At 72.3% G+C, this 20,085-nt stretch carries 23 protein-coding genes; 9 read left to right on the plus strand and 14 right to left on the minus strand.

The features are described from left to right. Position 1: 1 nt before the first annotated feature. Complete coding sequence (locus IE317_RS26150; protein WP_191313992.1) at positions 2-1,057, plus strand: hypothetical protein; 1,056 nt, start codon at positions 2-4, stop codon at positions 1,055-1,057. A gap of 13 nt (positions 1,058-1,070) precedes the next feature. Here IE317_RS26150 and IE317_RS26155 read toward each other — a convergent pair whose 3' ends face one another. After that, positions 1,071-2,204 (minus strand): glycosyltransferase family 4 protein, encoded by a 1,134-nt coding sequence (locus IE317_RS26155; protein ID WP_191314053.1) that lies wholly within the window; start codon positions 2,202-2,204, stop codon positions 1,071-1,073. Between the two features lie 161 nt (positions 2,205-2,365). Between IE317_RS26155 and IE317_RS26160 the strand changes: the two genes are divergently transcribed. Then, positions 2,366-3,061, plus strand: a complete 696-nt coding sequence (locus IE317_RS26160) for a class I SAM-dependent methyltransferase (RefSeq protein ID WP_191313993.1) — start codon at positions 2,366-2,368, stop codon at positions 3,059-3,061. Here the strand turns inward: IE317_RS26160 and IE317_RS26165 are convergent. Next, positions 3,058-4,125: a DUF3068 domain-containing protein gene (locus IE317_RS26165; protein ID WP_191313994.1), complete on the minus strand. Its 1,068-nt coding sequence runs from the start codon at positions 4,123-4,125 to the stop codon at positions 3,058-3,060. The genes IE317_RS26160 and IE317_RS26165 overlap by 4 nt on opposite strands. A 271-nt stretch (positions 4,126-4,396) precedes the next feature. Between IE317_RS26165 and IE317_RS26170 the strand changes: the two genes are divergently transcribed. Further along, positions 4,397-4,894, plus strand: a complete 498-nt coding sequence (locus tag IE317_RS26170) for a hypothetical protein (RefSeq protein WP_191313995.1) — start codon at positions 4,397-4,399, stop codon at positions 4,892-4,894. Positions 4,895-4,916: 22 nt separating this feature from the next. Here the strand turns inward: IE317_RS26170 and IE317_RS26175 are convergent, their stop codons facing one another. Beyond that, positions 4,917-5,324 (minus strand): RidA family protein, encoded by a 408-nt coding sequence (locus IE317_RS26175; RefSeq protein ID WP_191313996.1) that lies wholly within the window; start codon positions 5,322-5,324, stop codon positions 4,917-4,919. A gap of 88 nt (positions 5,325-5,412) precedes the next feature. Here IE317_RS26175 and IE317_RS26180 point away from each other — a divergent pair, with 88 nt between their 5' ends. Continuing rightward, a complete protein-coding gene (locus IE317_RS26180; protein ID WP_191313997.1) occupies positions 5,413-5,883 on the plus strand; it encodes a MarR family winged helix-turn-helix transcriptional regulator in 471 nt (156 codons plus the stop codon). Here the strand turns inward: IE317_RS26180 and IE317_RS26185 are convergent. From IE317_RS26185 to IE317_RS26200, 4 genes are all read right to left on the minus strand, one after another. Then, a complete protein-coding gene (locus IE317_RS26185; RefSeq protein WP_091317102.1) occupies positions 5,880-6,092 on the minus strand; it encodes a helix-turn-helix domain-containing protein in 213 nt (70 codons plus the stop codon). The genes IE317_RS26180 and IE317_RS26185 overlap by 4 nt on opposite strands. Continuing rightward, positions 6,092-6,571, minus strand: coding sequence for a DUF2975 domain-containing protein (locus IE317_RS26190; RefSeq protein WP_191313998.1), 480 nt, complete (start codon positions 6,569-6,571; stop codon positions 6,092-6,094). The genes IE317_RS26185 and IE317_RS26190 overlap by 1 nt, the downstream gene beginning before the upstream one ends. 56 nt (positions 6,572-6,627) lie before the next feature. Continuing rightward, positions 6,628-7,806, minus strand: coding sequence for a PucR family transcriptional regulator (locus IE317_RS26195; RefSeq protein ID WP_191313999.1), 1,179 nt, complete (start codon positions 7,804-7,806; stop codon positions 6,628-6,630). Between the two features lie 96 nt (positions 7,807-7,902). Continuing rightward, on the minus strand, positions 7,903-8,532 hold the full coding sequence (locus IE317_RS26200; RefSeq protein WP_191314000.1) for a class I SAM-dependent methyltransferase: 630 nt from the start codon (positions 8,530-8,532) through the stop codon (positions 7,903-7,905). Between the two features lie 41 nt (positions 8,533-8,573). Here IE317_RS26200 and IE317_RS26205 point away from each other — a divergent pair, with 41 nt between their 5' ends. After that, positions 8,574-9,041, plus strand: a complete 468-nt coding sequence (locus IE317_RS26205) for a nitroreductase family deazaflavin-dependent oxidoreductase (protein ID WP_191314054.1) — start codon at positions 8,574-8,576, stop codon at positions 9,039-9,041. On the opposite strand, the gene IE317_RS26210 is transcribed toward IE317_RS26205, so the two are convergent. Next, positions 9,031-9,564: a GNAT family N-acetyltransferase gene (locus IE317_RS26210; protein WP_191314001.1), complete on the minus strand. Its 534-nt coding sequence runs from the start codon at positions 9,562-9,564 to the stop codon at positions 9,031-9,033. The genes IE317_RS26205 and IE317_RS26210 overlap by 11 nt on opposite strands. Positions 9,565-9,703: 139 nt before the next feature. Between IE317_RS26210 and IE317_RS26215 the strand changes: the two genes are divergently transcribed. Then, the gene (locus tag IE317_RS26215; RefSeq protein WP_191314055.1) at positions 9,704-11,050 is read left to right on the plus strand and encodes a pyridoxal phosphate-dependent decarboxylase family protein; all 1,347 of its coding nucleotides are present in this window, start codon (positions 9,704-9,706) and stop codon (positions 11,048-11,050) included. Here the strand turns inward: IE317_RS26215 and IE317_RS26220 are convergent. After that, entirely contained in the window at positions 11,044-11,436 is a 393-nt protein-coding gene (locus IE317_RS26220; protein ID WP_191314002.1) for a hypothetical protein, read from the minus strand. The genes IE317_RS26215 and IE317_RS26220 overlap by 7 nt on opposite strands. Positions 11,437-11,588: 152 nt before the next feature. On the opposite strand from IE317_RS26220, the gene IE317_RS26225 reads away from it, so the two are divergent. Further along, positions 11,589-12,782 carry a glycoside hydrolase family 18 protein gene (locus IE317_RS26225; protein WP_229902925.1) on the plus strand — a complete coding sequence of 398 codons (1,194 nt, stop codon included), beginning with the start codon at positions 11,589-11,591 and terminating at the stop codon, positions 12,780-12,782. 43 nt (positions 12,783-12,825) lie between these two features. On the opposite strand, the gene IE317_RS26230 is transcribed toward IE317_RS26225, so the two are convergent. Further along, on the minus strand, positions 12,826-13,989 hold the full coding sequence (locus IE317_RS26230) for an MFS transporter (RefSeq protein ID WP_191314004.1): 1,164 nt from the start codon (positions 13,987-13,989) through the stop codon (positions 12,826-12,828). Between the two features lie 64 nt (positions 13,990-14,053). Between IE317_RS26230 and IE317_RS26235 the strand changes: the two genes are divergently transcribed. Further along, positions 14,054-14,428, plus strand: a complete 375-nt coding sequence (locus IE317_RS26235; protein ID WP_191314005.1) for a MerR family transcriptional regulator — start codon at positions 14,054-14,056, stop codon at positions 14,426-14,428. 14 nt (positions 14,429-14,442) lie between these two features. Here the strand turns inward: IE317_RS26235 and IE317_RS26240 are convergent, their stop codons facing one another. Next, positions 14,443-14,868, minus strand: coding sequence for a DUF5709 domain-containing protein (locus IE317_RS26240; protein ID WP_191314006.1), 426 nt, complete (start codon positions 14,866-14,868; stop codon positions 14,443-14,445). A gap of 98 nt (positions 14,869-14,966) precedes the next feature. Between IE317_RS26240 and IE317_RS26245 the strand changes: the two genes are divergently transcribed. Continuing rightward, positions 14,967-15,794 (plus strand): cyclase family protein, encoded by an 828-nt coding sequence (locus IE317_RS26245; RefSeq protein WP_191314007.1) that lies wholly within the window; start codon positions 14,967-14,969, stop codon positions 15,792-15,794. 162 nt (positions 15,795-15,956) lie between these two features. Here the strand turns inward: IE317_RS26245 and IE317_RS26250 are convergent, their stop codons facing one another. The 3 genes from IE317_RS26250 to IE317_RS26260 form a co-directional block, all read right to left on the minus strand. Next, the gene (locus IE317_RS26250; RefSeq protein ID WP_229902922.1) at positions 15,957-18,269 is read right to left on the minus strand and encodes a putative bifunctional diguanylate cyclase/phosphodiesterase; all 2,313 of its coding nucleotides are present in this window, start codon (positions 18,267-18,269) and stop codon (positions 15,957-15,959) included. An 88-nt stretch (positions 18,270-18,357) separates the two neighbouring features. Further along, positions 18,358-19,176: an ABC transporter permease gene (locus IE317_RS26255; protein WP_191314008.1), complete on the minus strand. Its 819-nt coding sequence runs from the start codon at positions 19,174-19,176 to the stop codon at positions 18,358-18,360. Continuing rightward, the gene (locus tag IE317_RS26260) at positions 19,166-20,065 is read right to left on the minus strand and encodes an ABC transporter ATP-binding protein (RefSeq protein ID WP_191314009.1); all 900 of its coding nucleotides are present in this window, start codon (positions 20,063-20,065) and stop codon (positions 19,166-19,168) included. The genes IE317_RS26255 and IE317_RS26260 overlap by 11 nt, the downstream gene beginning before the upstream one ends. Positions 20,066-20,085 lie beyond the last annotated feature (20 nt).

Genomic DNA, 20,085 nt, shown 5'->3' on the forward strand with positions numbered 1-20,085 from the left:
CGTGACCCGGCTCGCCTCCGACCACGCCCACCGCGTCGTCGGGCTCTACGGCGACCCCACCGTTTCCTGGAGCATCCTCCTCGAAGCGGAACTCGGCGCGGCCGCGCCGGAACCGGAGAAGCTCCGCGCCCGGCTGGCGGCCGCGATCCAGCAGTACCCGCACCTCGGCTCGCTGCCGGAAGTCGAGCGATGCGGTGACTTGACCGCCGTCCGGGACCGCTTCGCTTCCGCGCCCTACGAACGCGGTGCCCCGCTCGTCCGCGTCGCCGCCGGCGAACGGGTGCTGCTCGTCGCCGCGCACCACGGTGCCCTCGACGGCCTCGGCCTGCTCTCGCTGCTCGGCATCCTCCTCGACGTCCCGGTTTCCTCGGCGGCGCGGGGGATCGGTGCGCGTACGGGCGGCAAACCCTTTGCGATTTCCGCCCTCCAGCGGCTCGCTGAGGCGCTTTTCGCGCCACCGGGCCGGATCACCCCCGATCGTGGGCGCGAGGCCGCGGGAGACGTCTTCGTGGCCGTTCACGAGCCGCGGCTGCGGCTGGGGGCCGTGGGGTTCGTCGCGGCCGCCGCTCACGCCACCGAACGCTGGAACCGCGCGCACGGGGCCCGCACCACCCGCGTCGTGGCCGCGCTGGGCGCGTCGCGCCGGCCCGGCGCGGCGCCGGAACCGGTGCACGACAGCGCGTTCTTCCGGCTGCGGCTGGGGCGTGGCGCGGACGTCGCCGCGGTGCTCGCCGCGCAACCGCCGGAGCCGGACTTCCCGGCCCGCAGCAGCCGCGTCGCCCGGCTGGGCACCCGGCTGCTGGCGAGCAGGCTCGGCTCGACGTTCCTCGTCTCGAACCTCGGGGTGGTGTCCACCGGGGACACCGTGCGGTCACTGGCGTTCTACCCGGCGGCGAGCGGCCGCTCGGGCGTGGCGTTCGGGGCGGCGACGACCGGCGGGACCACCACGGTCACCGTGCGGGCCCGCCGCCGGGACTTCGATGCCGCGGCCGCCGGGCGGCTCCTGGAGGAGTTCCGGGCCGCAGTACGGGACCAGACGGCGCGACAACCGCAGTGAGTCATTCACTGCATCAGGTCGGCTGCCGGGCGAGCGCCGGGGCCAGGGTGCGGGGCGGGGGGACCGGCTGTCCGGAGACGTCCCGCACCAGTGACTCGAACCGGCCGATGCTCGCGTCCCAGCTGTACCGCCCGGCCCGCTCGGCGCCCGCCAAGCCCATTTCCGTGCGCCGCAGCCCGTCGGCGAGCAGGCCGTCGACCTGCGCGGTGAAATCGTCGAAGTCGTCGGCCAGCAGGCCGGTCCGGCCTTCCACAATGGACTCGGTGACGCCGCCGGCGGCGCGGTAGGCGACCGAGGGCACGCCGTGTGCCGCGGCCTCCATGATGACGATGCCCCAGCCCTCCTTGACCGACGGGCACAGGTGCAGCCACGACCGCGCGAGGACCTCGTGCTTGGCCTGCTCGTCGACCCAGCCGTGCAGGACGACCCGGTCGGCGACCCCGCGGGAAGCGGCGTGGGCGCGCAGCACCTCGTCCCACGGTCCCTGGCCGACCACCTCCAGCCGCAGCGACGGCCAGCGCGGTGCGAGCCGCGCGACGACGTCGATCGCGTGCTCGATCCGCTTGTGCGGCACCAGCCTGCTCACCGCGACCAGCGTCGGTTCGCGGTCCCGTTCCGACGTGCACGGCGGGGGCGCGTCGAGGCCGTTCGGGACCACCGTGACCCGGTCGCCCCCGATGCCCAGCTCCGCCAGTTCCGCCTTGGTGACCTCGGAAACCGTGACGTAGGAGCACCGGCGGAACAGCCACGGCGCCAGCCGTGATTCGATCCACCAGCCGACCCGGCCCAGCGTCTCGCCGAGCGCGCTGATCCACTGTTCCTTGTGGACGTGGTGCACGAGCACCAGCACCGGGCAGCCGGCGACCAGCCGGGCGAAGAACGGCATGCCGTTCTGCACGTCCACCACGAGATCGGCGCGGGCCCGGCGGATCGCCCGCAGGGCGTGGGCGTAGACGCCGAACTTGTTGCCGCGCCGCCGGTAGCGGACGCCGTCGCGCCACTCGCCCGCCGTCGCACCCGGGTAGGCGGCGCACTGGATCTCGACCCGGTACCCCGCTCTGGCCAGGCCTTCGGCCATCCGCTCGACGTACCGCTCCGAGCCGCCGCCTTCGGGGTGGCCGGTGTCGCGCCAGTTGAGGAGGAGCACACGAGGACGTTGCATCGGGTTTTTCCAAACTTTAGCGACGGTGCTAGGTTACTGGTGCGTACACCTTAGATGAACGTATTCGGGAAAGCGACGGTTCAATGGTGGGTAATCCGGTTCTTGTTGCGACGGCGCATCCGCATCGCGCCACGCTCCGCCGGTCGGTGACCCTGTTCCGGACATTCCTCACCGAACAGACCGACCCCGACGGCTTCTATTCCGCGCTCGCCGCCGACTCCGTCCGGCAATTGGCGTCGCACGCTCCGCTGCCGGGGCGGACGGTGCTCGACGTCGGCGGTGGCCCGGGCTATTTCTCCGACGCCTTCCGCGCGGCCGGCGCGGTCTACCTCGGCCTCGACCCGGACGTCGGCGAGCTCTCCGCCCGCGGCGAGCCGGGGGAGAACATGATCCGCGCCAGCGGCACGGAACTGCCGGTGCGCAGCGGTTCCGTGGACATCTGCTACTCGTCGAACGTGCTGGAGCACGTCTCCGAGCCGTGGGTCATGCTCGACGAGATGTGCCGGGTGACCAAGCCCGGCGGCACGGTCTTCGCGTCGTTCACGCCGTGGTATTCGCCGTGGGGTGGCCACGAGACCGCGCCCTGGCATTTCCTCGGCGGCTACTACGCCCGGCAGCGTTATGCCAGGAAACTCGGGAAGCAGCCGAAGAACAAATTCGGGGAAAGCCTGTTCCCGGTTTCGGTCGGCGCCGCGCTTCGCTGGGCGAAGACGACGCCGGTCGCCGATCTGGTGGCCGGGTATCCGCGCTACCACCCGAGCTGGGCGATGTGGATCGTGCGGATTCCCGGCCTCCGGGAAATCGCCTCCTGGAATCTGGTCCTCGTCCTGCGGAAGCGTTAACGGCCGGCGCCGACCGGGACCCGTCGCCGCTGCGGCGGGGTCGGCGGGGCGGCCGGTCGCCGCCGGACCAGCAGGACGATCGCCACGACGATCAGCACCGCGCCGCCGATGCCGAGCCAGCGCGGGCCGGTGCTCGACAGGAACTCCAGCTTGCCCTTGTTCTCGTCGATCTGGTCGACCATCTGCGCGATCGTCCTGCCGTTGTAGGCCAGCGTCCCGTCGAACACGACGGTCGGGTTGCCGATGGCCGGGCGCAGTTCCTGGTGCTGCTGTTGCTGCTGCTTCACCTCGACCCCGGTGACCGGCTCCACCCACATCGTGTTGACACCGCGGTAGTACAGGTCCGCGTCGACGCTCGAATCGGTGACACCGACCAGCGAGCCGGGCACCGACTTCGTCTCGAGCTTGGTGTCCGGGATGTTCTGGACGAACTTGTACGTCTCGATCCCGTTCACCTCTTCGGTCCCGGTGTACCGGGCGGTGACGGCCTTGCCGGTGTTGTCGTCGTAGACCTGGTAGTCCTTCTTCTCGGTGCCGAAGGGGAATTTGAAGTTCAGGCCGGGCTGCGCCTGGTACACGTTCTGCTCGGGCGGCTTCTGGCCGTCCTTGTCGGCCTTGTCCGCGAGCTCGGTGACGTAGCTGCTTTCCCTGGTGCACTTCGGGTCGGCGTCCCCGCGCGGGTCGTAACCCTCGGCGGTGCGGCGGTCGAAGCAGACCTGCCGCTTGCTCGCGCTGAGCACGGTGCCGTCATCGTCGTCCTTGACCTGCACCGCGAGCAGCCAGACCGCGTAGTCGGTGTCCTGGCGCATCTCCGGCCGCGCGAAGTTCGCCTGCACGCGGGCCGTCGCGGTCAGCTTCCGGTTCTCCCGGATCTCGGTGACCGGGCCGGTGCCCTTGTCGGTCACGGCGAGGACCTTGCTCGCGGTGCCTTCCAGCACCGACGTCGAATCCTGGTCGAGCGGCACCTTGGCGAGCTTCGGGTAGACGTAGGTCGGCAGCAGCACCGCCCCGGCGACCGCGAAGACCCCCAGCGCCAGCAAGATCAGGCCCAAAGCTCGTCGCAACGGTCCTCCTGGGTCGTACTCCGGACAGCCAAATTACCCGGCGGTAATCAGGTGCACGGATAGTGGCCCGCGCCACGTCGCGCGTCAAAGTGTGACCGGCGGTCACAGACGTCCGCGGCGACCGGAAGGGGGCATGGGCACGGCCGTTCGGACCAAGCGGCCAAACATGTTTGTTCCCGGGCACAACGGGCACCGGCCCACCATCGGACGATCCGCACGCCGCCGCGCCGGACGACGAAGGAGAACCACCCTTTTGCCCCAGGACCCATCGATGGTCGCCATCGCGGCGACCGCGCGCTGGCGGGCCCGGATCGTGGCGGCCGCCGCGAGCGCGGGGATCAGCATCGCCGACCCCCAGGCGGGCGTGCCCGGTATCCGGGTGCTGACGTGCGCCTCGGGTGACCTCGGCGCGATCGTGCCCCGCCTCGCCCGCGACGACGCCCCACCCCGGCCCGCGATCGGCGCCCATTCGGACTCCATCGCCGACCGAGAGCTGCGGGACGCGGTGGCGGACGTCGCGGCGCTGCTTTCGTTGCACGGCAACGTGGTGCTCGACCTCGACGCGGGCGGCGGCCGCCACCGCCCACCGCGGCCGGACGTGGTGGTGTCGGCCGGGGTGGACCGTCCGCAGTGGACGGAACCGGCGGTGACGCTGCCGGTGGGGAGGAGTCGGCACGGCAGCCCGCTCACGGTGGCGCTCACGGCGGGCCCGGGCTTCGAGGCCACGCTGCTGGAACTGGCCCGCCTGGTCGAGGCCGACGCGGCTTAGCCTGCTGCGGCCTGGTCGCGGTTCAGGCTTGGCCGACGACCGCCGTCGCGCGGATCTCCACCCGCATGCCCGGCGCGCCCAGTGCCGCCACGCCGAGCTGCGTCCAGATCGGGGCCCGGTCGCCCATCCGCTTCCTGAACTGCTCCACCATCACCCGCGTGTGGTCGTCGCCGATCGTGTCGTCGGCCGTCGGGATGTGGAAGGAATCCACCGACACCACGTCCGCCCAGGTGGCGCCGGCCGTCGCCAGGGTGCGCTCGACGTTGTCGAACGCCCGGATGATCTCCTCCTCGAGGTCCGCCGGGAACACCGTGTCGTCGTCCCAGCCGCCCTGGCCCGAGATCTCCACCCGGTCGCCGATGCGGACCGCTTGGCTGTAGTGCAGCGCCGCCAGGTGCTTGGGGCCGTAACCGGGGGTCACGAAGAACATGGGATTCCCTTCCGTTGACTTCACGCTTGAAGTCAACGTAGCACAACTTCAAGCTTGAAGTCATCGTGCGGCGGATAGGGTGCTCTCCATGGCCACGGATCACGAAGGCCCGCGCTGGCTCAGTCCCGCCGAGAAGGAAGCCTGGACCGGGCTGGTCTCGCTCATCCTGCTGCTCCCGGGCCGGCTGGAGGCGCCGTTGCAGCACGAAGCCGGCTTGACGCTCTTCGAGTACCTCGCGCTCAGCCACGTCTCGGAGGCGCCCGATCGCCGCCTGCGGATGAGCGAACTGGCCTACCTCGCCAACGGTTCCCTGTCCCGGCTGTCCAATGTGGTCAAGCGGTTCGAGCAACGCGGCTGGGTGCGGCGCTCGCCCGACCCGGACGACGGCCGGTACACCCTGGTCGCCCTCACCGACGCCGGGTTCGAGGTCGTCGAAAAAGCCGCGCCGACGCACGTGCGCAGCGTCCTGGACGTCCTCGACCCGCTCACCGCGGCCGACCAGCAGGCGCTCGCCCGGATCGCCGCGAAGCTGCGCGTGCGGCCCGCCGACCTCGGCTAAACCTCGTCCTCGACCCACTCCAGCAGGTCGCCGGGCTGGCAGCCGAGCACCCGGCACATCGCTTCCAGCGTGCTGAAGCGGACCGCCTTGGCGCGGCCGTTCTTCAGCACGGCCACGTTGGCCGGCGTCAGCCCGACCTTCTCGGCGAACTCCCCGACGCTCATCTTGCGCTTGGCCAGTTCGACGTCGATGCGCACGACGATCGGCATCAGATGACCGCTTCCATGTCGGACCGGAGCGTGGTGGCCTGCCGCAGCAGGGCGCGCATGACCACCATGAGCAGCCCGATCACGGTGATCGCCACGGTCACCAGGAACAGCAGCATCGGCATGCCCGGGTCATCGGCGTTGAGGCCGACGAACAGCAGCATGCCGGCGACCACCAGCCACGCGGCGGCCACGGCCCAGACGATCGCGTCGACCCACTTCAGGGACGCCGTGGTGAAGATCCGGTCCTTCTTGACCAGCGTGAGCAGCTTCCAGGTCGCGACGACCACCACCTCGGCGCACAGCACGAGGAACACCGCGATGGCGGTCAGCGGCCAGCGCAGCGGAGCGTCGTGCGGGTTCTGCTGCGCGTGGTAGGCGATGCCGCCCGGCAGCGACATCGTCTGGAAGACGACGAGGACGCCGAACAGCACCACGAGGAAGAATCTGAGCGCGGCAACGGCCCACTTCTCGGTAACCATGCGTCGACTATCGCGCGCTTCCTATCGAAAGTCAATCGGTAGTAATCGAAAGACGATCAATCCGGCTCGGGATCCAGACGCACCGACTCCAGCGCGACGTACAGCTCGCCGATGTCGACCGGGTCGGTGAGGTCGCGCTTGGTCAGCTCCTGCACGCGGCGCAGCCGATAGCGGACCGTGTTGGGGTGCACGAACAACCGGTCGGCGGCCTCCTTCGCCGAGCCGTGGCCGGCGAACCACGCCAGCAGCGTGTCGAGCAGGACCTTGCGCTCCGCGGCCGGCAGGGCCAGCACGCCGGTCAGCGCCGACCGGACGACGTCGCGGGCCATCCCGGGCGCGGCCGCGACCAGCGTCGTCACCGGGGAGTCGCCGAACACCACCACCCCCGCGGTCGCCGACGGCAGGGAGCGGCGGGCGATCCGGGCCCGGTGCAGGGCGTCCGGGACGTCGGGGAAGCCGGTGAAGGGCTTGCTCATCCCGGCCGCGACGGGCAGCGACCCCAGCACTTCGCGCAGCCGCCGGACGTCCTCGATCCGGTCGATCGCGACCAGGCCGGCCTCGCCGCCCGGCCGCCACGCCGACCGCCAGCGCCGCGCCCGCAGCAGCGCCTCGACGGAGTCGTGCTCGTCCGGCTCGACGCGTTCGGTGACCACGGCGACGAACATGCCCGCGGTCGGCAGGCCCAGCTCGCGGGCCGCGGCCTCCATGTCCGCCTGGCCGGCGAGCCGGCCGCGCAGCAGGTCGTCCAGCAGCCGCGCGTTCGCGTGCGACGGCTCGGCCGCGACCTCTTCGTACGCCGTGGTCAGCGCTTCGGAGTAGAGGTCGATCGCCTTCCAGACGTAGGAGTTGATCTCGATCGTCCGGGTCGGGTTGAGGAACTCCGGCCCGGCGAGTTCGAGGAGCCCTTCGTAGACGAAGGTGCCGCCGATCCGGAACGCGCGCAGCACCGCGGGCAGCGGGATGCCCTGGCGCGCCTGGGTGAGCCCGGTCTTGCGGGCGGCGTCGAGGGCGAGGCCGTGGCCCTCGGCCAGTGCCGTCAGCGCGCGCTCGAGGTTGGCCCGGCAGACCTGCCGCAGCTCGCCCGGGGCGACGTCCTCGACCTGCCGGTAGAACTCGTCCTGCTCGCTGAGCAGCCGGGCCAGGCGGTCGGCGAACTCGGGGAGCCTGGCCAGCATTTCGCGCAGGAGCTCACGGTGTTCGCGAGGTACCGGCCTGGCCAGAGCTTCGATGCCCATCCCTCACTTTAGCTCGGGTCCGCCGCGCGGGACATGCACGAAGTTGAGCAAAATTCAGGTCCGTCGGGTGATCGATCTCGTGGGGGCTCGACGGGCTCAGGCCGGTTTGCGCGCGGTCAGGTAGACGTGCGGCTCCGGGCCGGCGCCGGGGTGGTCGGGCACGAACTCGGCCGCGTCCTCGACGACGATTTCGAGGCCGGCCGCCCGCAGCCGCTCCTTGAGCGGGCCGGCGGCGAAGCTGTACGCGCGGACCGGGTGGCCCATGAAGACGATGTCGGCGCCGTCGACGTCGGCGGGCACGGTGGCGAAGACGAGCAGGCCGCCGGGCTTCAGCCAGCCCGCGATCCGGCCGATCATGGTCTCCTGCTCGGCCCGGGGCAGCTGGAGCATCGAGAAGAAGGCGGTGATCGCGTCCCAGCTGCCGTCCTCGAAGGACAGTTCGCGCATGTCCCCGAGCTCGAACCGGGCGGCGGGCACCTGGTTCCGCGCGATCTCGACCATCTTCGGGGCGACGTCGTAGCCGGTGACGTCGTGGCCCGCGGCGACCAGGAGTTCCGCGGTGGGCCGCCCGGTGCCGGCGCCGAGGTCGAGCACCTTCGACTCCGGCGGCAGCGCGTCGAGCAGCTCGGTGAGGGCAGCGCGCTGCCCGGTCGCGGTGCGGAAGGCGTGTTCGTAGTCCGTGCCGAGCGCGTCGAAGACCTCGGCGGCGGTTTCGGGGCGGGTCATGCTCGTGACCTTGCCAGACCTAGGATCGCGGCGTGGCCGGTTTGCGGGGTGTCTTCGCCGGGTTCGGCAAGAGCAGGGCGTTCGCGGTGCTCGGGCGGGCGCTCGTGCCCGCCGACCGGGTGCTGCTGCGGATCAGCGGCGGGCGGGTCGGCGTCGGCGCGGCGGTCGGGCTGCGGACGCTGCTGCTCACGACGATCGGGCGGCGCAGCGGCGAGCCCCGCCAGGTGCCGCTGCTCTACGTCGAGCGGGCGGGCGGGTACGTCGTCATCGGCTCGAACTGGGGCGGCGAGGCGCACCCGGCGTGGTCGGCGAACCTGCTGGCCCACCCGGCGGCGACGGTCGCGCTGCGCGGGCGCACGATCGACGTCACCGGGCGGCTCCTGACCGGGGACGAGCGCCAGGAGATGTGGGACGCGGTCGCGGCCTACTGGCCCGCGTACGACCGGTACGCCGTGCGGGCCTCGCACCGGGACATCCGCGTCTTCCTGCTGGAGCCGGTCAGCCGATGATGTCGGTGTGCCGGATCCGGTACACCTGCAGGCGCAGGTTGTAGTACTTGTCGGTCTCGCCGACCCAGTTCATGCCGAGCCGCTTGGCGACCGCGATCGCCCGCGTGTTGTTCGGCCGCGCGACGGCGAACAGCTCCTCGGTGTCCTGGGTGAAGGCCCACTCGATCAGCGCGGTCGCCGCCTCGGACGCGTAGCCCTTGCCCCAGACGCCCGGGGCCAGCTGCCAGCTCAGTTCGAGGTCCTCTTCGAACGGCGGCAGCAGCCGGATGCCGAGGCCGCCGATCACCGCGCCGTCCTCTTTGCGCTCGATCGCCCACCGCCCGCGCGGCGGCGGCAGGTTCGGCTGCGCTTCCTGCCAGGCCTGCAGCACCGCGCGCATCGCGCCGATGTCGCCCACGCGGTCCATGGCCGGGGTCAGCCAGTGCGTGACGTCCTCCGCGCCGTAGATGGCGAACGCGGCTTCGGCGTCGGCAGGCGTCCAGTCCCGGATCACGAGGCGGTCGGTGCTCAACGGGGTCTCCATACCAGGACGCTACGCCGGGAAGCGGCGGATTGTTCCCGCCGCCGATGTCGTGAATGACTCATTCATGACCACGCAAGCCATGAATGAGTCATTCAAGACGCCTGGCGAGGACCCGGCCTACAGTCGGCTCGTGGACGAGATGCACGCACTCTTGGGCCGGGCCGCCGAGCTGGCCGCCGGTTACCGGGCCACCCTCGCGGACCGGCCCGTCGCCCCGCCCGTCGACCACTCCGCCCTGCGGTCGGCGTTCGGCGGTCCGCTGCCGGAAGCCGCCACCCCGCCGTCCGAAGTGCTCGAACAGCTCGCCCGTGCCGCCGGACCCGGGCTCGTCGCCACCGCCGGTCCGCGGTTCTTCGGCTTCGTCATCGGGGGCGCCCTCCCGGCCGCCACGGCCGCCGATGTTCTGGCCGCGGGCTGGGACCAGAACGGCTTCAACGCCGTCCTCTCGCCCGCCGCGGCCGCCGCCGAAGAGGTCGCCGGCGGCTGGCTCAAGGAGCTGCTCGGCCTCCCGGCCACCGCCTCCGCCGGGTTCGTCACCGGCGGGCAGGCCGCGAACACCGCCGCGCTCGCCGCCGCCCGGCACCACGTGCTCGCCGAAGCCGGCTGGGACGTCGAGCGCGACGGACTGGCCGGTGCTCCGCGCGTCCGCGTCGTCGCGAGCGAAGAGCGGCACGCCACCGTCGATCGCGCATTGCGGCTGCTCGGCTTCGGCACCCGGGCCGTCGAGCCGGTCAAGGCCGGTCCACAGGGCGCGATCGACGTCGAAGACCTGCGAAAAGCCTGCGAAGCCGGGAGCGGGCCGCTGATCGTCTGCCTGCAGGCGGGAAACGTGAACACCGGCGCGTGCGACGACCTGCGCGCCGCCCGGGAAGCCGCGCCCGGCGCCTGGATCCACGTCGACGGTGCCTTCGGGCTCTGGGCCGCCGCCAACCCGGCCACCAGGGCACTTCTCGACGGCGTCGAACTCGCCGACTCGTGGGCCTGCGACGGCCACAAGTGGCTCAACGTCCCGTACGACTCCGGCTTCGTCTTCTGCGCCCGCCCGGAGGTCCACGCCGCCGCGATCGCCTACCGCGCCGCCTACCTCACCGGGGCCGGCGAGGTGTCCGGCATGGGCGACCTGACCCTGGAGTCGTCACGCCGTGCTCGCGGCTTCGCGGTCTGGGCGGCGCTGCGCGAGCTGGGCCGCGACGGCGTCGCCGAGCTCGTCGACCGCTGCTGCCGGCTGGCTCGGCGCTTCGCCGGAAAGCTCGCCGACGGCGGGGCCGAGATCGCCAACGACGTCGTCCTCAACCAGGTCCTGGTGTCCTTCGGCGGCGACACCGACGCGCTCATCCGGAAGGTCCAGGACGACGGCACCTGCTGGCTGGGCGGCACCACCTGGCGCGGCCGCCGGTACCTGCGGATCTCGGTGTCCGGCTGGTCGACGACCGAGGCCGACGTCGACCGCAGTGCCGCGGCGATCCTGCGCCTGGCGCGTCAGTGACCTTCGCGCACCGACAGCGAATCCGTCCGCCAGGCGATCTCCTTCTCGCCGCCCGTCGGCCAGCTCGACGACAGCCGGCGGCGGACACTGCCCAGCGCCCCCAGCTCGGCCAGGTCGACGCCGGAACCCTGCGCGGCCAGGGTGGACACCTCGGCCGTCGTGAGCGGCACGAAGTCGAAGAACTGCGCGTCTTCGCCGCCGGAGGAGTCGACGAACTCGGTGAAGATCGCGGCGAACGACTGGCCGCACTCCGGGCACCGGCGCAGGGAGACGCTGAAGTGCGACCGCTCGACCAGGCGATGGGTCTTGTTCAGCCGGGTCGTGCAGAACGCCAGCGCGGTCAGGGCGTCTTCGCCGGAGCAGCGCGCGCAGCCGAACTCGGTCATCGGCCGATCATCGCACGCCGGTGAATCCGCGCCCGGCTGGGGCGGCAACGGGAAATCCGTTGACCGTACTGATTTGACCCTGGTTTGCAATGGTCTGGACCTGTTAGTCTCGGCGGGTCCGTCAGGGTGGTGAGGAGAATCCCGTGCTCCGCATGAGAAAACGCATCGCCGTCGTCGCGCTCGCGCTCGCCGGCGCCACCGTCGTCGCGCCGCCCGCGGACGCCGGGCAGGGCCAGGGCAAGGTGATGGCCTACTTCGCCGACTGGGACGTCTACGCCCGCGGCTACCACGTCAAGGACATCGAGACCTCCGGGTCGGCCGCGAAGCTGACCCACATCAACTACGCCTTCGGCAACGTGACGGGCGGCGGCTGCGCGGTCGGCGACCCGTGGGCCGACCACGACATGCCCTACGACGCCGCCACGAGCGTCAGCGGCCAGGCCGACAGCACCGAACCCGGCGCGCTGCACGGCAGCTTCAACCAGCTGCTCCAGCTCAAGAAGCTGCACCCGAAGCTCAAGGTCCTGTGGTCCTTCGGCGGCTGGACCTGGTCGGCCGGGTTCACCGAGGCGGCGAAGGACCCGGCCAAGTTCGCCGAGTCCTGCTACAACCTGGTCAACGACCCGCGCTGGGCGGGCGTGTTCGACGGCATCGACGTCGACTGGGAGTACCCGAACGCCTGCGGCAACACCTGCGACACCAGCGGCCCGAAGGCCTTCACCGGGCTGGTCAAGGCCCTGCGGGCGAAGTTCGGCCGCCAGCTGGTGACCGCCGCGATCACCGCCGACGGCTCGAAGGACGGCAAGATCGACGCCACCGAGTACGGCGCCGCGAGCCGGTACCTCGACTGGTACAACGTGATGACCTACGACTACTTCGTCGCCGGTGCCAGCCCGACCGGGCCGACCGCGCCGCACTCGCCGCTGCGGGCCTACCCGGGCATCCCGTCCGCCGGGTTCCACGCCGACGCGGCCATCCGGAAACTGCGTCACCAGGGCGTGCCGTCGTCGAAGATGTTGCTGGGCCTCGGGTTCTACGGCCGCGGCTGGGACGGCGTCACGCAGAAGCAGCCGGGCGGCACGGCCACCGGCCCCGCGCCCGGCACGTACGAAGCCGGCGTCGAGGACTACAAGGTGCTCAAGACCAAGTGCCCCGCCAACGGCCGGATCGCGGGCACGGCGTATGCGAAGTGCGGTTCCCAGTGGTGGAGCTACGACACGCCCGAGACGGCGTCGGCGAAGGCCGGTTACGCGAAGTCGCAGGGGCTCGGCGGCGTGTTCGCCTGGGAGCTGTCCGGCGACACGGCGAACGCCGAGCTGCTGCGGGCCATCGCGGGCCGCTGCTGAAAGCTGGAGGGCCCGGGCGCGTGCGCCCGGGCCCTTCGTCCACTCAGGAGCGGGCGGGGAACCCGTGCCGCCGGGCGCCGAGCACCACGGCGAGCACCGGCAGCAGGAGCACGAGCAGCGTCCAGGGGAACGCCCCCGGGCCGGCGGCGTCGAGCAGGACCCCGCCGGCCACCCCGCCCGCGGCCATCGCGGCGTTCCACAGCGTGACGAGCATGGCCTGCGCGGTGTCCGCCGCCTCGCCGCCGGCGTTCCCGGCCGCCGTCTGCAGCAGCGTCGGGACGCCACCCCAGCCGAGCCCCCAGAGCGCCACGGCGACGTAGACCAGCGCCGGGCTGCCCGCGAACACCGCCAGCAGGGTCGCGGCCACCGCGACGCCGATCGTGCTGAGCACCGTCAAGGCCCGCAGCGCGCGGTCGATCCGGGCGCCGACGACCCCGATGCCCGCCATCGACGCGATCCCGAACACCAGCAGGACGGCGTCGACCGCGTCACCCATCCCGGCGTGGCCGAGGAAGGCGGCGACGTAGGTGTAGAGCACGGTGTGGGCCAGCACGAACACGAGCGTCACGGCGAGCACGGGCACGACACCGGGGACGGTGAGCGTGCGCAGGACCGGCGTCCGGTCCGCCGCCCGCCCAGGCTGGTCCGGGACCGCCGCGGCGATCCAGGCGAGCAGCACGACCGCGATCGCCGACATGACACCGAACGCCGAGCGCCAGCCGAGCAGGCCGCCGAGGAACGTCCCGGCCGGGATGCCGAGCGAAAGCGCCAGCGGGATGCCGGCCATCACGATCGCGATGGCCTTGCCCTCCTCGTGCGGGACGAGCCGGCGCGCGTAGCCGGCGAGCAGCGCCCACACGACACCCGCGGCCACCCCGGCGACGAACCGGGCCACCATCGTCAGCGCGTAGTCCGCCGACAGCGTCGTGACGGTGTTGGCCACCGCGAACCCCGCGACCCCGGTGAGCAGCAAGTGTTTGCGGGACCACCTCGCGGTGGCGGCGGACAACGGGATCGCGGTGAGCGCGGTGCCCAGCGCGTAGATCGTCACGGCCTGGCCCGCCGCGGACTCGCCGACGCCGAGGCCGGCGCTCATCCCGGGCAGCACGCCGGCCGGCAGCGCCTCGGTGAGCACGGTGACGAACGCGGCGGTGGTCAGGGCGAGGAGGGCGGTCAGGGGGAGACTTCGGGTGCTGAGGTTCGTCATGCCGCTATGCTCGAACCCTCACATAGATGTGAAGGTCTACCCCGGCGAGCGTGAGGTGGCGCACATGCGGATCGGCGAGCTTTCGGAGCGCACGGGCACGTCCCGCCGGCTCCTCCGGTACTACGAGGAGCAGGGCCTGATCGTCGCCGGCCGCGGCCCGAACGGCTACCGCGACTACGCCGAGCCGACGGTCGACCGGGTGATCCAGGTCCGCGGCCTGCTCGACGCCGGCCTGCCGACCCGGATCATCAAGCAGATCCTGCCCTGCCTGGACAAACCGCGGACGATCTACTTCCCGGACGCGACCCCGGAAATGATCGCGACCCTGGAAGCCGAGCGCGACCGGATGACCCGGCGGGCGGAATGCCTGCTGCGCAACCGCGACGCGATCACCGAGTACCTGGCCGCGGTCCGCGAGTACGACTCCGCCGTCGGCTGACGGCCGCTACCGGCTCACCAGCGGCGGGACGGGTCGATCACGTGGACGGCCGCTTCCTCGGCCGAAGCCGCGCCGCCGTCGATGCCGGCGTCCGAGGCGTACAGCTCTTCGTCGGTGTCCTCGCCGAAGCCTTCGTCCGTGGCGACCAGGCGGCCCGCGCGGACGTCGCCGACCTCGTCGTCGATCAGCTCGCCGTCGGTGTCCTCGGAGTCGCCCAGCCCGTCGTCGTCGAGGTCGTCGGCCAGGTCGGGGACCTCGCGGGCGAGCCGGCCCGCCCAGCTCTCGCCCTCCGCCGTCTCGCGCGCGGTGGTGCCCCAGCCTTCGGTGGCCTGCGCGCGTTCCGGTGGTGAATAACCCTCCGCCAGCTCGTCGCGGTCGTCCAAAGTGTCCTCGGGGTCGAGGATGCCGTCGTCGGCGTTGTCGTCGATGTCGTTGTCCACGAACACATCTTCGCGCAGGCTCTATGGCCGCGCCCAGTCCGGGTGATATGACCGTGCTGAGCCGGGGTGCTGCCCGGCACGGTGAAAGGTGATCCCTCATGCCGATGAGACGCAGGGTGCTGGCCGCGGGGCTGGCCGGGGTGTTCGGCGCCGCGCTGTCCGGGCGGACGGCCCAAGCTGCCGAAACCGCGCCCCCGGTGCGGCTCGACCAGCTGAACCTGGTCAACCTGTCGCACGTCAACGACCCCGCCACCACCAACGTCTTCCCCGGTGACCCGGCCTTCGAGCTGGAGACCATCGCCACCATCCCCGAAGACGGCTACTACCTGCAGTTCGTCCGCGAAGGCGAGCACACCGGGACGCACTGGGGCGCGCCCGGGCACTTCAACACCGGCGAACCACTGGCCGACGACATGGACCCGGCGGACCTGTTCCGGCCCGCCGTCAAGATCGATATACGCGCGAAGGCGGCGCACAACCCGGACTACGCCGTGACGATCGACGACCTCAAGGCGTGGGAGAAGCGCCACGGCCGCATCCCGGACGAGTCCGTGGTGGTGCTGTGGACCGGCTGGGACGCCAAGTGGGGCACGCCCGCCTTCCCGAACACCGGCGCGGACGGCGTGCTGCACCAGCCGGGGTTCTCGATCCCGGCGGTGCAGTGGCTGATCGACACCGGCCGCCTGGGCCGCCGCGGCGGAACGGGCACCGACACGTTCAGCCCGGACGTCGGCACCGACGAGACGTACACGGTGTCCAAGCTGGTCTACCGGCGGCACCGGATCAGCCTGGAGATCCTGGCGAACCTCAAGGCCCTGCCCACGACCGGTGCCTGGGTCCTCGCCGGCGGCCCGATCAACCGCAACGGCGCGGGCTCCACGGCCACCATCTTCGGCGTGCTCCCGCCCGGAGTGAAAGCGAACTGACCGGGGGCCAAGACCCAACCGCCCCAATGTGGCCTTGGTTGCGTTGAATCGGCACTGCGGCGCGAAGCGCCTCCGTTGAGGGTGGTGGTGGGGGCATGGGCGGAGCAACCAAGGCGGCCTTCGGTGCGTCAGACGCAACCAAGGCCGCCTTGGGGCGCTTGGCTAGCCGGCGGCGAGCGTCGAGAGGCGCAGCGAGGACAGCGGGGCCGGATGGCCGAAGCGGTAGCCCTGGGCGGTGGTGCAGCCCGCGCGGGTGACCAGCTCGGCCTGCTCGGCCGTCTCGATGCCCTCGGCGACCACCGCCACCTCCAGGTCGGCGCACAGCCCGACCAGTGACCGGCACAGGGCCGCGTCGCGGTCCGGGCGGACGCCCGTCATCAGCGCGCGGTCCAGCTTGATCAGGTCGACCGGCAACGCGTGCAGCACCGTCAGCGAGCTGTACCCCGCGCCGAAGTCGTCGAGGGCCACCCGGACACCCAGGTCCTGCAGGCGGCGGATCGCGGCCGCACCCGCGTCCAGGTCCGGGACCGGCACCGTCTCGGTGATCTCGACGATCAGGCGTTCGGCCGGCAGGCCGTACCGGTCCAGCGCGGCCTCGACGCTCTGCTCCAGCGTGGCGGCACCCAGCCGGCTCGCGCACACGTTCACGTGCACGGTGAGCTCGATCCCGGCCGCGGTGATCTCGCGGCACGCCAGGTCCAGGACCAGCGCGTCCAGTTCCGCGCCGAGCCCGGCGCCTTCCGCGGCGCGGACGAACGTCTCGGGTGACACCGAGGTGCCGTCCCGCGTGGTCCAGCGGGCGAGCGCCTCCACCGCCACCGGCTGCTCGTCGGCCAGCCGCACGATCGGCTGGAACACCAGCGCGAAGCCCTCCGGGAGACCGCCGTCCGCGCGGCGCAGCGCCGACGGGAAGTCGGGCGGCCCGTCCGGCGACGGGTGGTACACGACCGTCGTGTCCTTGCCGAGCCGTTTGCCCGCGTACATCGACGTGTCCGCGCGGCCCAGCAGCACGTCGGCGGTGATCGCCGGTTCGGCCGGGTCCGGCACCACCAGGCCCATGCTCGCGCGGACCGCCACCAGCGTGCCGTGCACCGCGAACGGCCGCCGCAGCGCGCTCTGGATCCGGTCGGCGACCGCCTGCGGGGCGTCGACCTCGCCTTCCAGCAGGATCGCGAACTCGTCGCCGCCCAGGCGCGCGACCGTGTCACCCGTGCGGACGCAGCTCAGCAGCCGCTGGGCGACCGCGTGCAGCAGGACGTCCCCGCCCGCGTGCCCGAACCGGTCGTTGACCTCCTTGAAGTCGTCCAGGTCGACGAAGATCAGCACGAGCGGCCGGTGCCCGCCCTCCGCGCCCTGCTCGACGGCCCGGTCCAGCCGGTCGGCGAACAGCGCGCGGTTGGCCAGCCCGGTCAGCGGGTCGTGGTAGGCCTGGTGGGTCAGCTGCTGCTGGCCCTCGTACACCCGGCGCAGCAGCAACCTGTTGTCCAGCAGGGAAAGCAGCTGCCGGGCGAGCACCAGGAACACCACCAGCGCGCCGACGAACACCTCGACGCCGTCCGGGCCCGCCCCGGCCACGATCTGCACGGTGATCAGCAGCGCGACCGCGGTGACCGGCAGGTACGGCAGCGCCACCTGCCACCAGTCGACGCCCACCGGCTGGCTCGCGTCGTCCCGCCGTCGCGTGTGGGGCGTGACCAGCAAAGCGAAGGCGATGAACAGCGGGCCGAGCACGAACCCGGCGTCCGACCACGGCTTCATGCTTTCCGCGCCGATGCTGACCAGGTAGGCGAACACGCTGTCGGAGCAGGCCAGCGCGACGATCCCGAGCGCGGCCAGCAGCAGGTTCGCGCGGTACGGGCGGTCCACCCGGTCGAACACGACCAGCAGCACCGCGACGACCACGACCACCAGGTCGGTCAGCGGGTAGGCGATGGCGACGGCCCAGGTCAGCGCGTCCGGCCCGGTGGCCCGGACCACCTGCCCGAGCGCCGCGGTCCAGGTGAGGATGAACAGCGAGCCGGTGACGACGAGCCCGTCGAGCACCACCGCGACCCCGAAGTGCGCGGTCCACTGGGCGGGCTGCCAGCGTTCGCGGTCCGGCCGCGCCCGCGCGTGCGCGAGCACGAACAGCGCCGGGAGCGCGAACAGCGGGAAGCTCAGGTACCCGACGTCGGCCAGCGACGGCGACGGCAGCCCGCGGCCGTCGACCAGCTGGTACCACGACCAGACGCACTGGCCGATCGACCAGCCGGTCATGCCGAGTGCGACCAGCAGCCGCCACCAGCGCTGGTGGCCGCGCAGCCGCCGGGCGACGACGACGCCGCAGACGACCGCGGTGATCCCGGCGGACAGCTGCAGGGCGTCGTCGACCCAGAGGGCGAGGGTGTCGCCCCAGAAGGCGAAACCGTTGACCACCACCAGGGCCGCCACGACGAAGACGAGCAGGATGGCCACTGGGTACCGCCGCACTGTCATGGCACCTCACGCGGTCACGCACGCCGGTCGGACCGGCAAACACTACACCGGGCGTGATCAACTGCGAACGCACCGGCACGGGTGCCGGTCAGGCGATGTCGCGGCGCTGCAGCAGCCAGCCGCCGAGGACGCCGAACGCGATCAGGTAGGCCGCCAGCACGGCGGTCGCCTGTCCGGCCCCGACGACCTGCTCGACCCCCGGCGCACTCGCCCCGAAGGCGGCGGCCAGCGCCCCCGCGTTCGGCCCGGGCAGCCCCTTCTGCAGCTGCGCGACCCAGTCCAGCAGCGGCGCGGCGACCGACGCGAGGAGGTTCTGCACCGCGAGCAGCCACACCAGGCCCAGCCCGATCGGCAGGGCGACCGAGCGCAGGCCGATCGCCAGCAGCACGCCGAGCGCGCCCCACATGGTCGCGACCAGCCAGCCGGCGCCGAGGCCGAGCAGGACGTCCGACGCGGCGGGCCAGTGCACCGCCTGGTCTTCGAGCGACGCGACGAGCGCGCTCGCTCCCGCCGTCGTCGCGAACAGCGTGAGCACAGCGGCCAGGGCGGCCACCGCGACCGTGACGAGCTTCGCCCCGTACACCGCGACGCGCGACGGGTGCTGGACGAGCACGGTCTTCCAGGTGCCGTAACCGTATTCGCTCCCGGCGACCAGGACGCCGAAGATCAGCGCGAGGGCGCCGACGAAGATCGGCAGGCCGCCCAGCGCGCTGCCGACGAAGGCGTCCGGCAGCATCGCGGCCAGCCCGCGGCCACTGCCCGGCGGCCCGGACGCCGCGCCGCTCAAGCCGGCGTACGGGACGGCGTACCCGAAGGTCAGGGTCAGGACGACGGCGACGGCCAGCAGCAGCCAGGTCGCGGGACGGCGGGCCTGCTTGGTCAGCTCGGCGCGGATGTCACGCAGCATCGGGGGTACCTCCGGTCAGGGCGAGGAAGGTCTGTTCCAGGTCGGGTTCGCGCCAGCGCAGTTCGGTGACCGTGCACCCGGCGCCGACGAGTGCGGCGTTGACCCGCCCGGCCTGCGCCGGTTCGACGTCGAGTTCGAGGGCGGTCCCCTCGACGCGGACGCGCTCGGCGCCGAAGAGGCGGCCGAGGTGCGCGCGGGCGTCCTGCAGCGGATCGGCGACGACGCGCAGCGCGCCGCCCGCGCGCAGGTCCTCGACCGTGGTCTCGGTGACGAGCCGGCCGCGGTCGAGGACGCCGACGCGGTCGCAGATCTGCTCGACCTCGGCCAGCAGGTGGCTGGACAGCAGCACGGTGCAGCCGCCGGCGGCCAGCTTGCGCAGGGTGACCCGCATGTCGGCCATGCCCGCCGGGTCGAGGCCGTTGGTCGGCTCGTCGAGCACCACCAGCTCGGGGTCCTTCAGCAGCGTCGCGGCCAGGCCGAGCCGCTGCTTCATGCCGAGCGAGTAGGTCCCGTACCGGTCCTTGGCGCGCCCGGTGAGGCTGACGACGTCGAGCACGGCGTCGACGCGCGTCCGGCGCACCCCGGCGTGGTCGGCGAGGATCCGCAGGTTGGCGCGGCCCGACAGGTAGGGGTAGAAGGCGGGTCCTTCGATCAGGGCGCCGACGCGGGCGAGGCTGCCGGGGCCCGGCTCGGCGCCGAGCAGCCGGACCCGGCCGGCGGTCGGCCGGATCAGACCGAGCAGCATCCGCAGCGTCGTCGTCTTGCCGGCGCCGTTGGGGCCGAGGAAGCCGTAGACCTCGCCGGCGGGCACGGACAGGTTCAGGTCTTCGACGGCGGCGATCTCGCCGTAGCGCTTGGTCAGCGCGGTCGTCTCCACGGGCAGGGTCACGGTGGCCTCCTTTTTCGGCG

This window comes from Amycolatopsis bullii (assembly GCF_014654205.1).
Classification (GTDB): domain Bacteria; phylum Actinomycetota; class Actinomycetes; order Mycobacteriales; family Pseudonocardiaceae; genus Amycolatopsis; species Amycolatopsis plumensis.

What these genes read in the sequence shown, in the direction of transcription:
- IE317_RS26170 (WP_191313995.1), top strand. Translation starts at nt 4,397, where the DNA reads ATGGTCGCCATCGCGGCGACCGCGCGCTGGCGGGCCCGGATCGTGGCG.
- IE317_RS26175 (WP_191313996.1), bottom strand. Translation starts at nt 5,324, where the DNA reads ATGTTCTTCGTGACCCCCGGTTACGGCCCCAAGCACCTGGCGGCGCTG.
- IE317_RS26180 (WP_191313997.1), top strand. Translation starts at nt 5,413, where the DNA reads ATGGCCACGGATCACGAAGGCCCGCGCTGGCTCAGTCCCGCCGAGAAG.
- IE317_RS26185 (WP_091317102.1), bottom strand. Translation starts at nt 6,092, where the DNA reads ATGCCGATCGTCGTGCGCATCGACGTCGAACTGGCCAAGCGCAAGATG.
- IE317_RS26190 (WP_191313998.1), bottom strand. Translation starts at nt 6,571, where the DNA reads ATGGTTACCGAGAAGTGGGCCGTTGCCGCGCTCAGATTCTTCCTCGTG.
- IE317_RS26195 (WP_191313999.1), bottom strand. Translation starts at nt 7,806, where the DNA reads ATGGGCATCGAAGCTCTGGCCAGGCCGGTACCTCGCGAACACCGTGAG.
- IE317_RS26200 (WP_191314000.1), bottom strand. Translation starts at nt 8,532, where the DNA reads ATGACCCGCCCCGAAACCGCCGCCGAGGTCTTCGACGCGCTCGGCACG.
- IE317_RS26210 (WP_191314001.1), bottom strand. Translation starts at nt 9,564, where the DNA reads ATGGAGACCCCGTTGAGCACCGACCGCCTCGTGATCCGGGACTGGACG.
- IE317_RS26215 (WP_191314055.1), top strand. Translation starts at nt 9,704, where the DNA reads ATGCACGCACTCTTGGGCCGGGCCGCCGAGCTGGCCGCCGGTTACCGG.
- IE317_RS26220 (WP_191314002.1), bottom strand. Translation starts at nt 11,436, where the DNA reads ATGACCGAGTTCGGCTGCGCGCGCTGCTCCGGCGAAGACGCCCTGACC.
- IE317_RS26225 (WP_229902925.1), top strand. Translation starts at nt 11,589, where the DNA reads ATGAGAAAACGCATCGCCGTCGTCGCGCTCGCGCTCGCCGGCGCCACC.
- IE317_RS26230 (WP_191314004.1), bottom strand. Translation starts at nt 13,989, where the DNA reads ATGACGAACCTCAGCACCCGAAGTCTCCCCCTGACCGCCCTCCTCGCC.
- IE317_RS26235 (WP_191314005.1), top strand. Translation starts at nt 14,054, where the DNA reads ATGCGGATCGGCGAGCTTTCGGAGCGCACGGGCACGTCCCGCCGGCTC.
- IE317_RS26245 (WP_191314007.1), top strand. Translation starts at nt 14,967, where the DNA reads ATGCCGATGAGACGCAGGGTGCTGGCCGCGGGGCTGGCCGGGGTGTTC.
- IE317_RS26250 (WP_229902922.1), bottom strand. Translation starts at nt 18,269, where the DNA reads ATGACAGTGCGGCGGTACCCAGTGGCCATCCTGCTCGTCTTCGTCGTG.
- IE317_RS26255 (WP_191314008.1), bottom strand. Translation starts at nt 19,176, where the DNA reads ATGCTGCGTGACATCCGCGCCGAGCTGACCAAGCAGGCCCGCCGTCCC.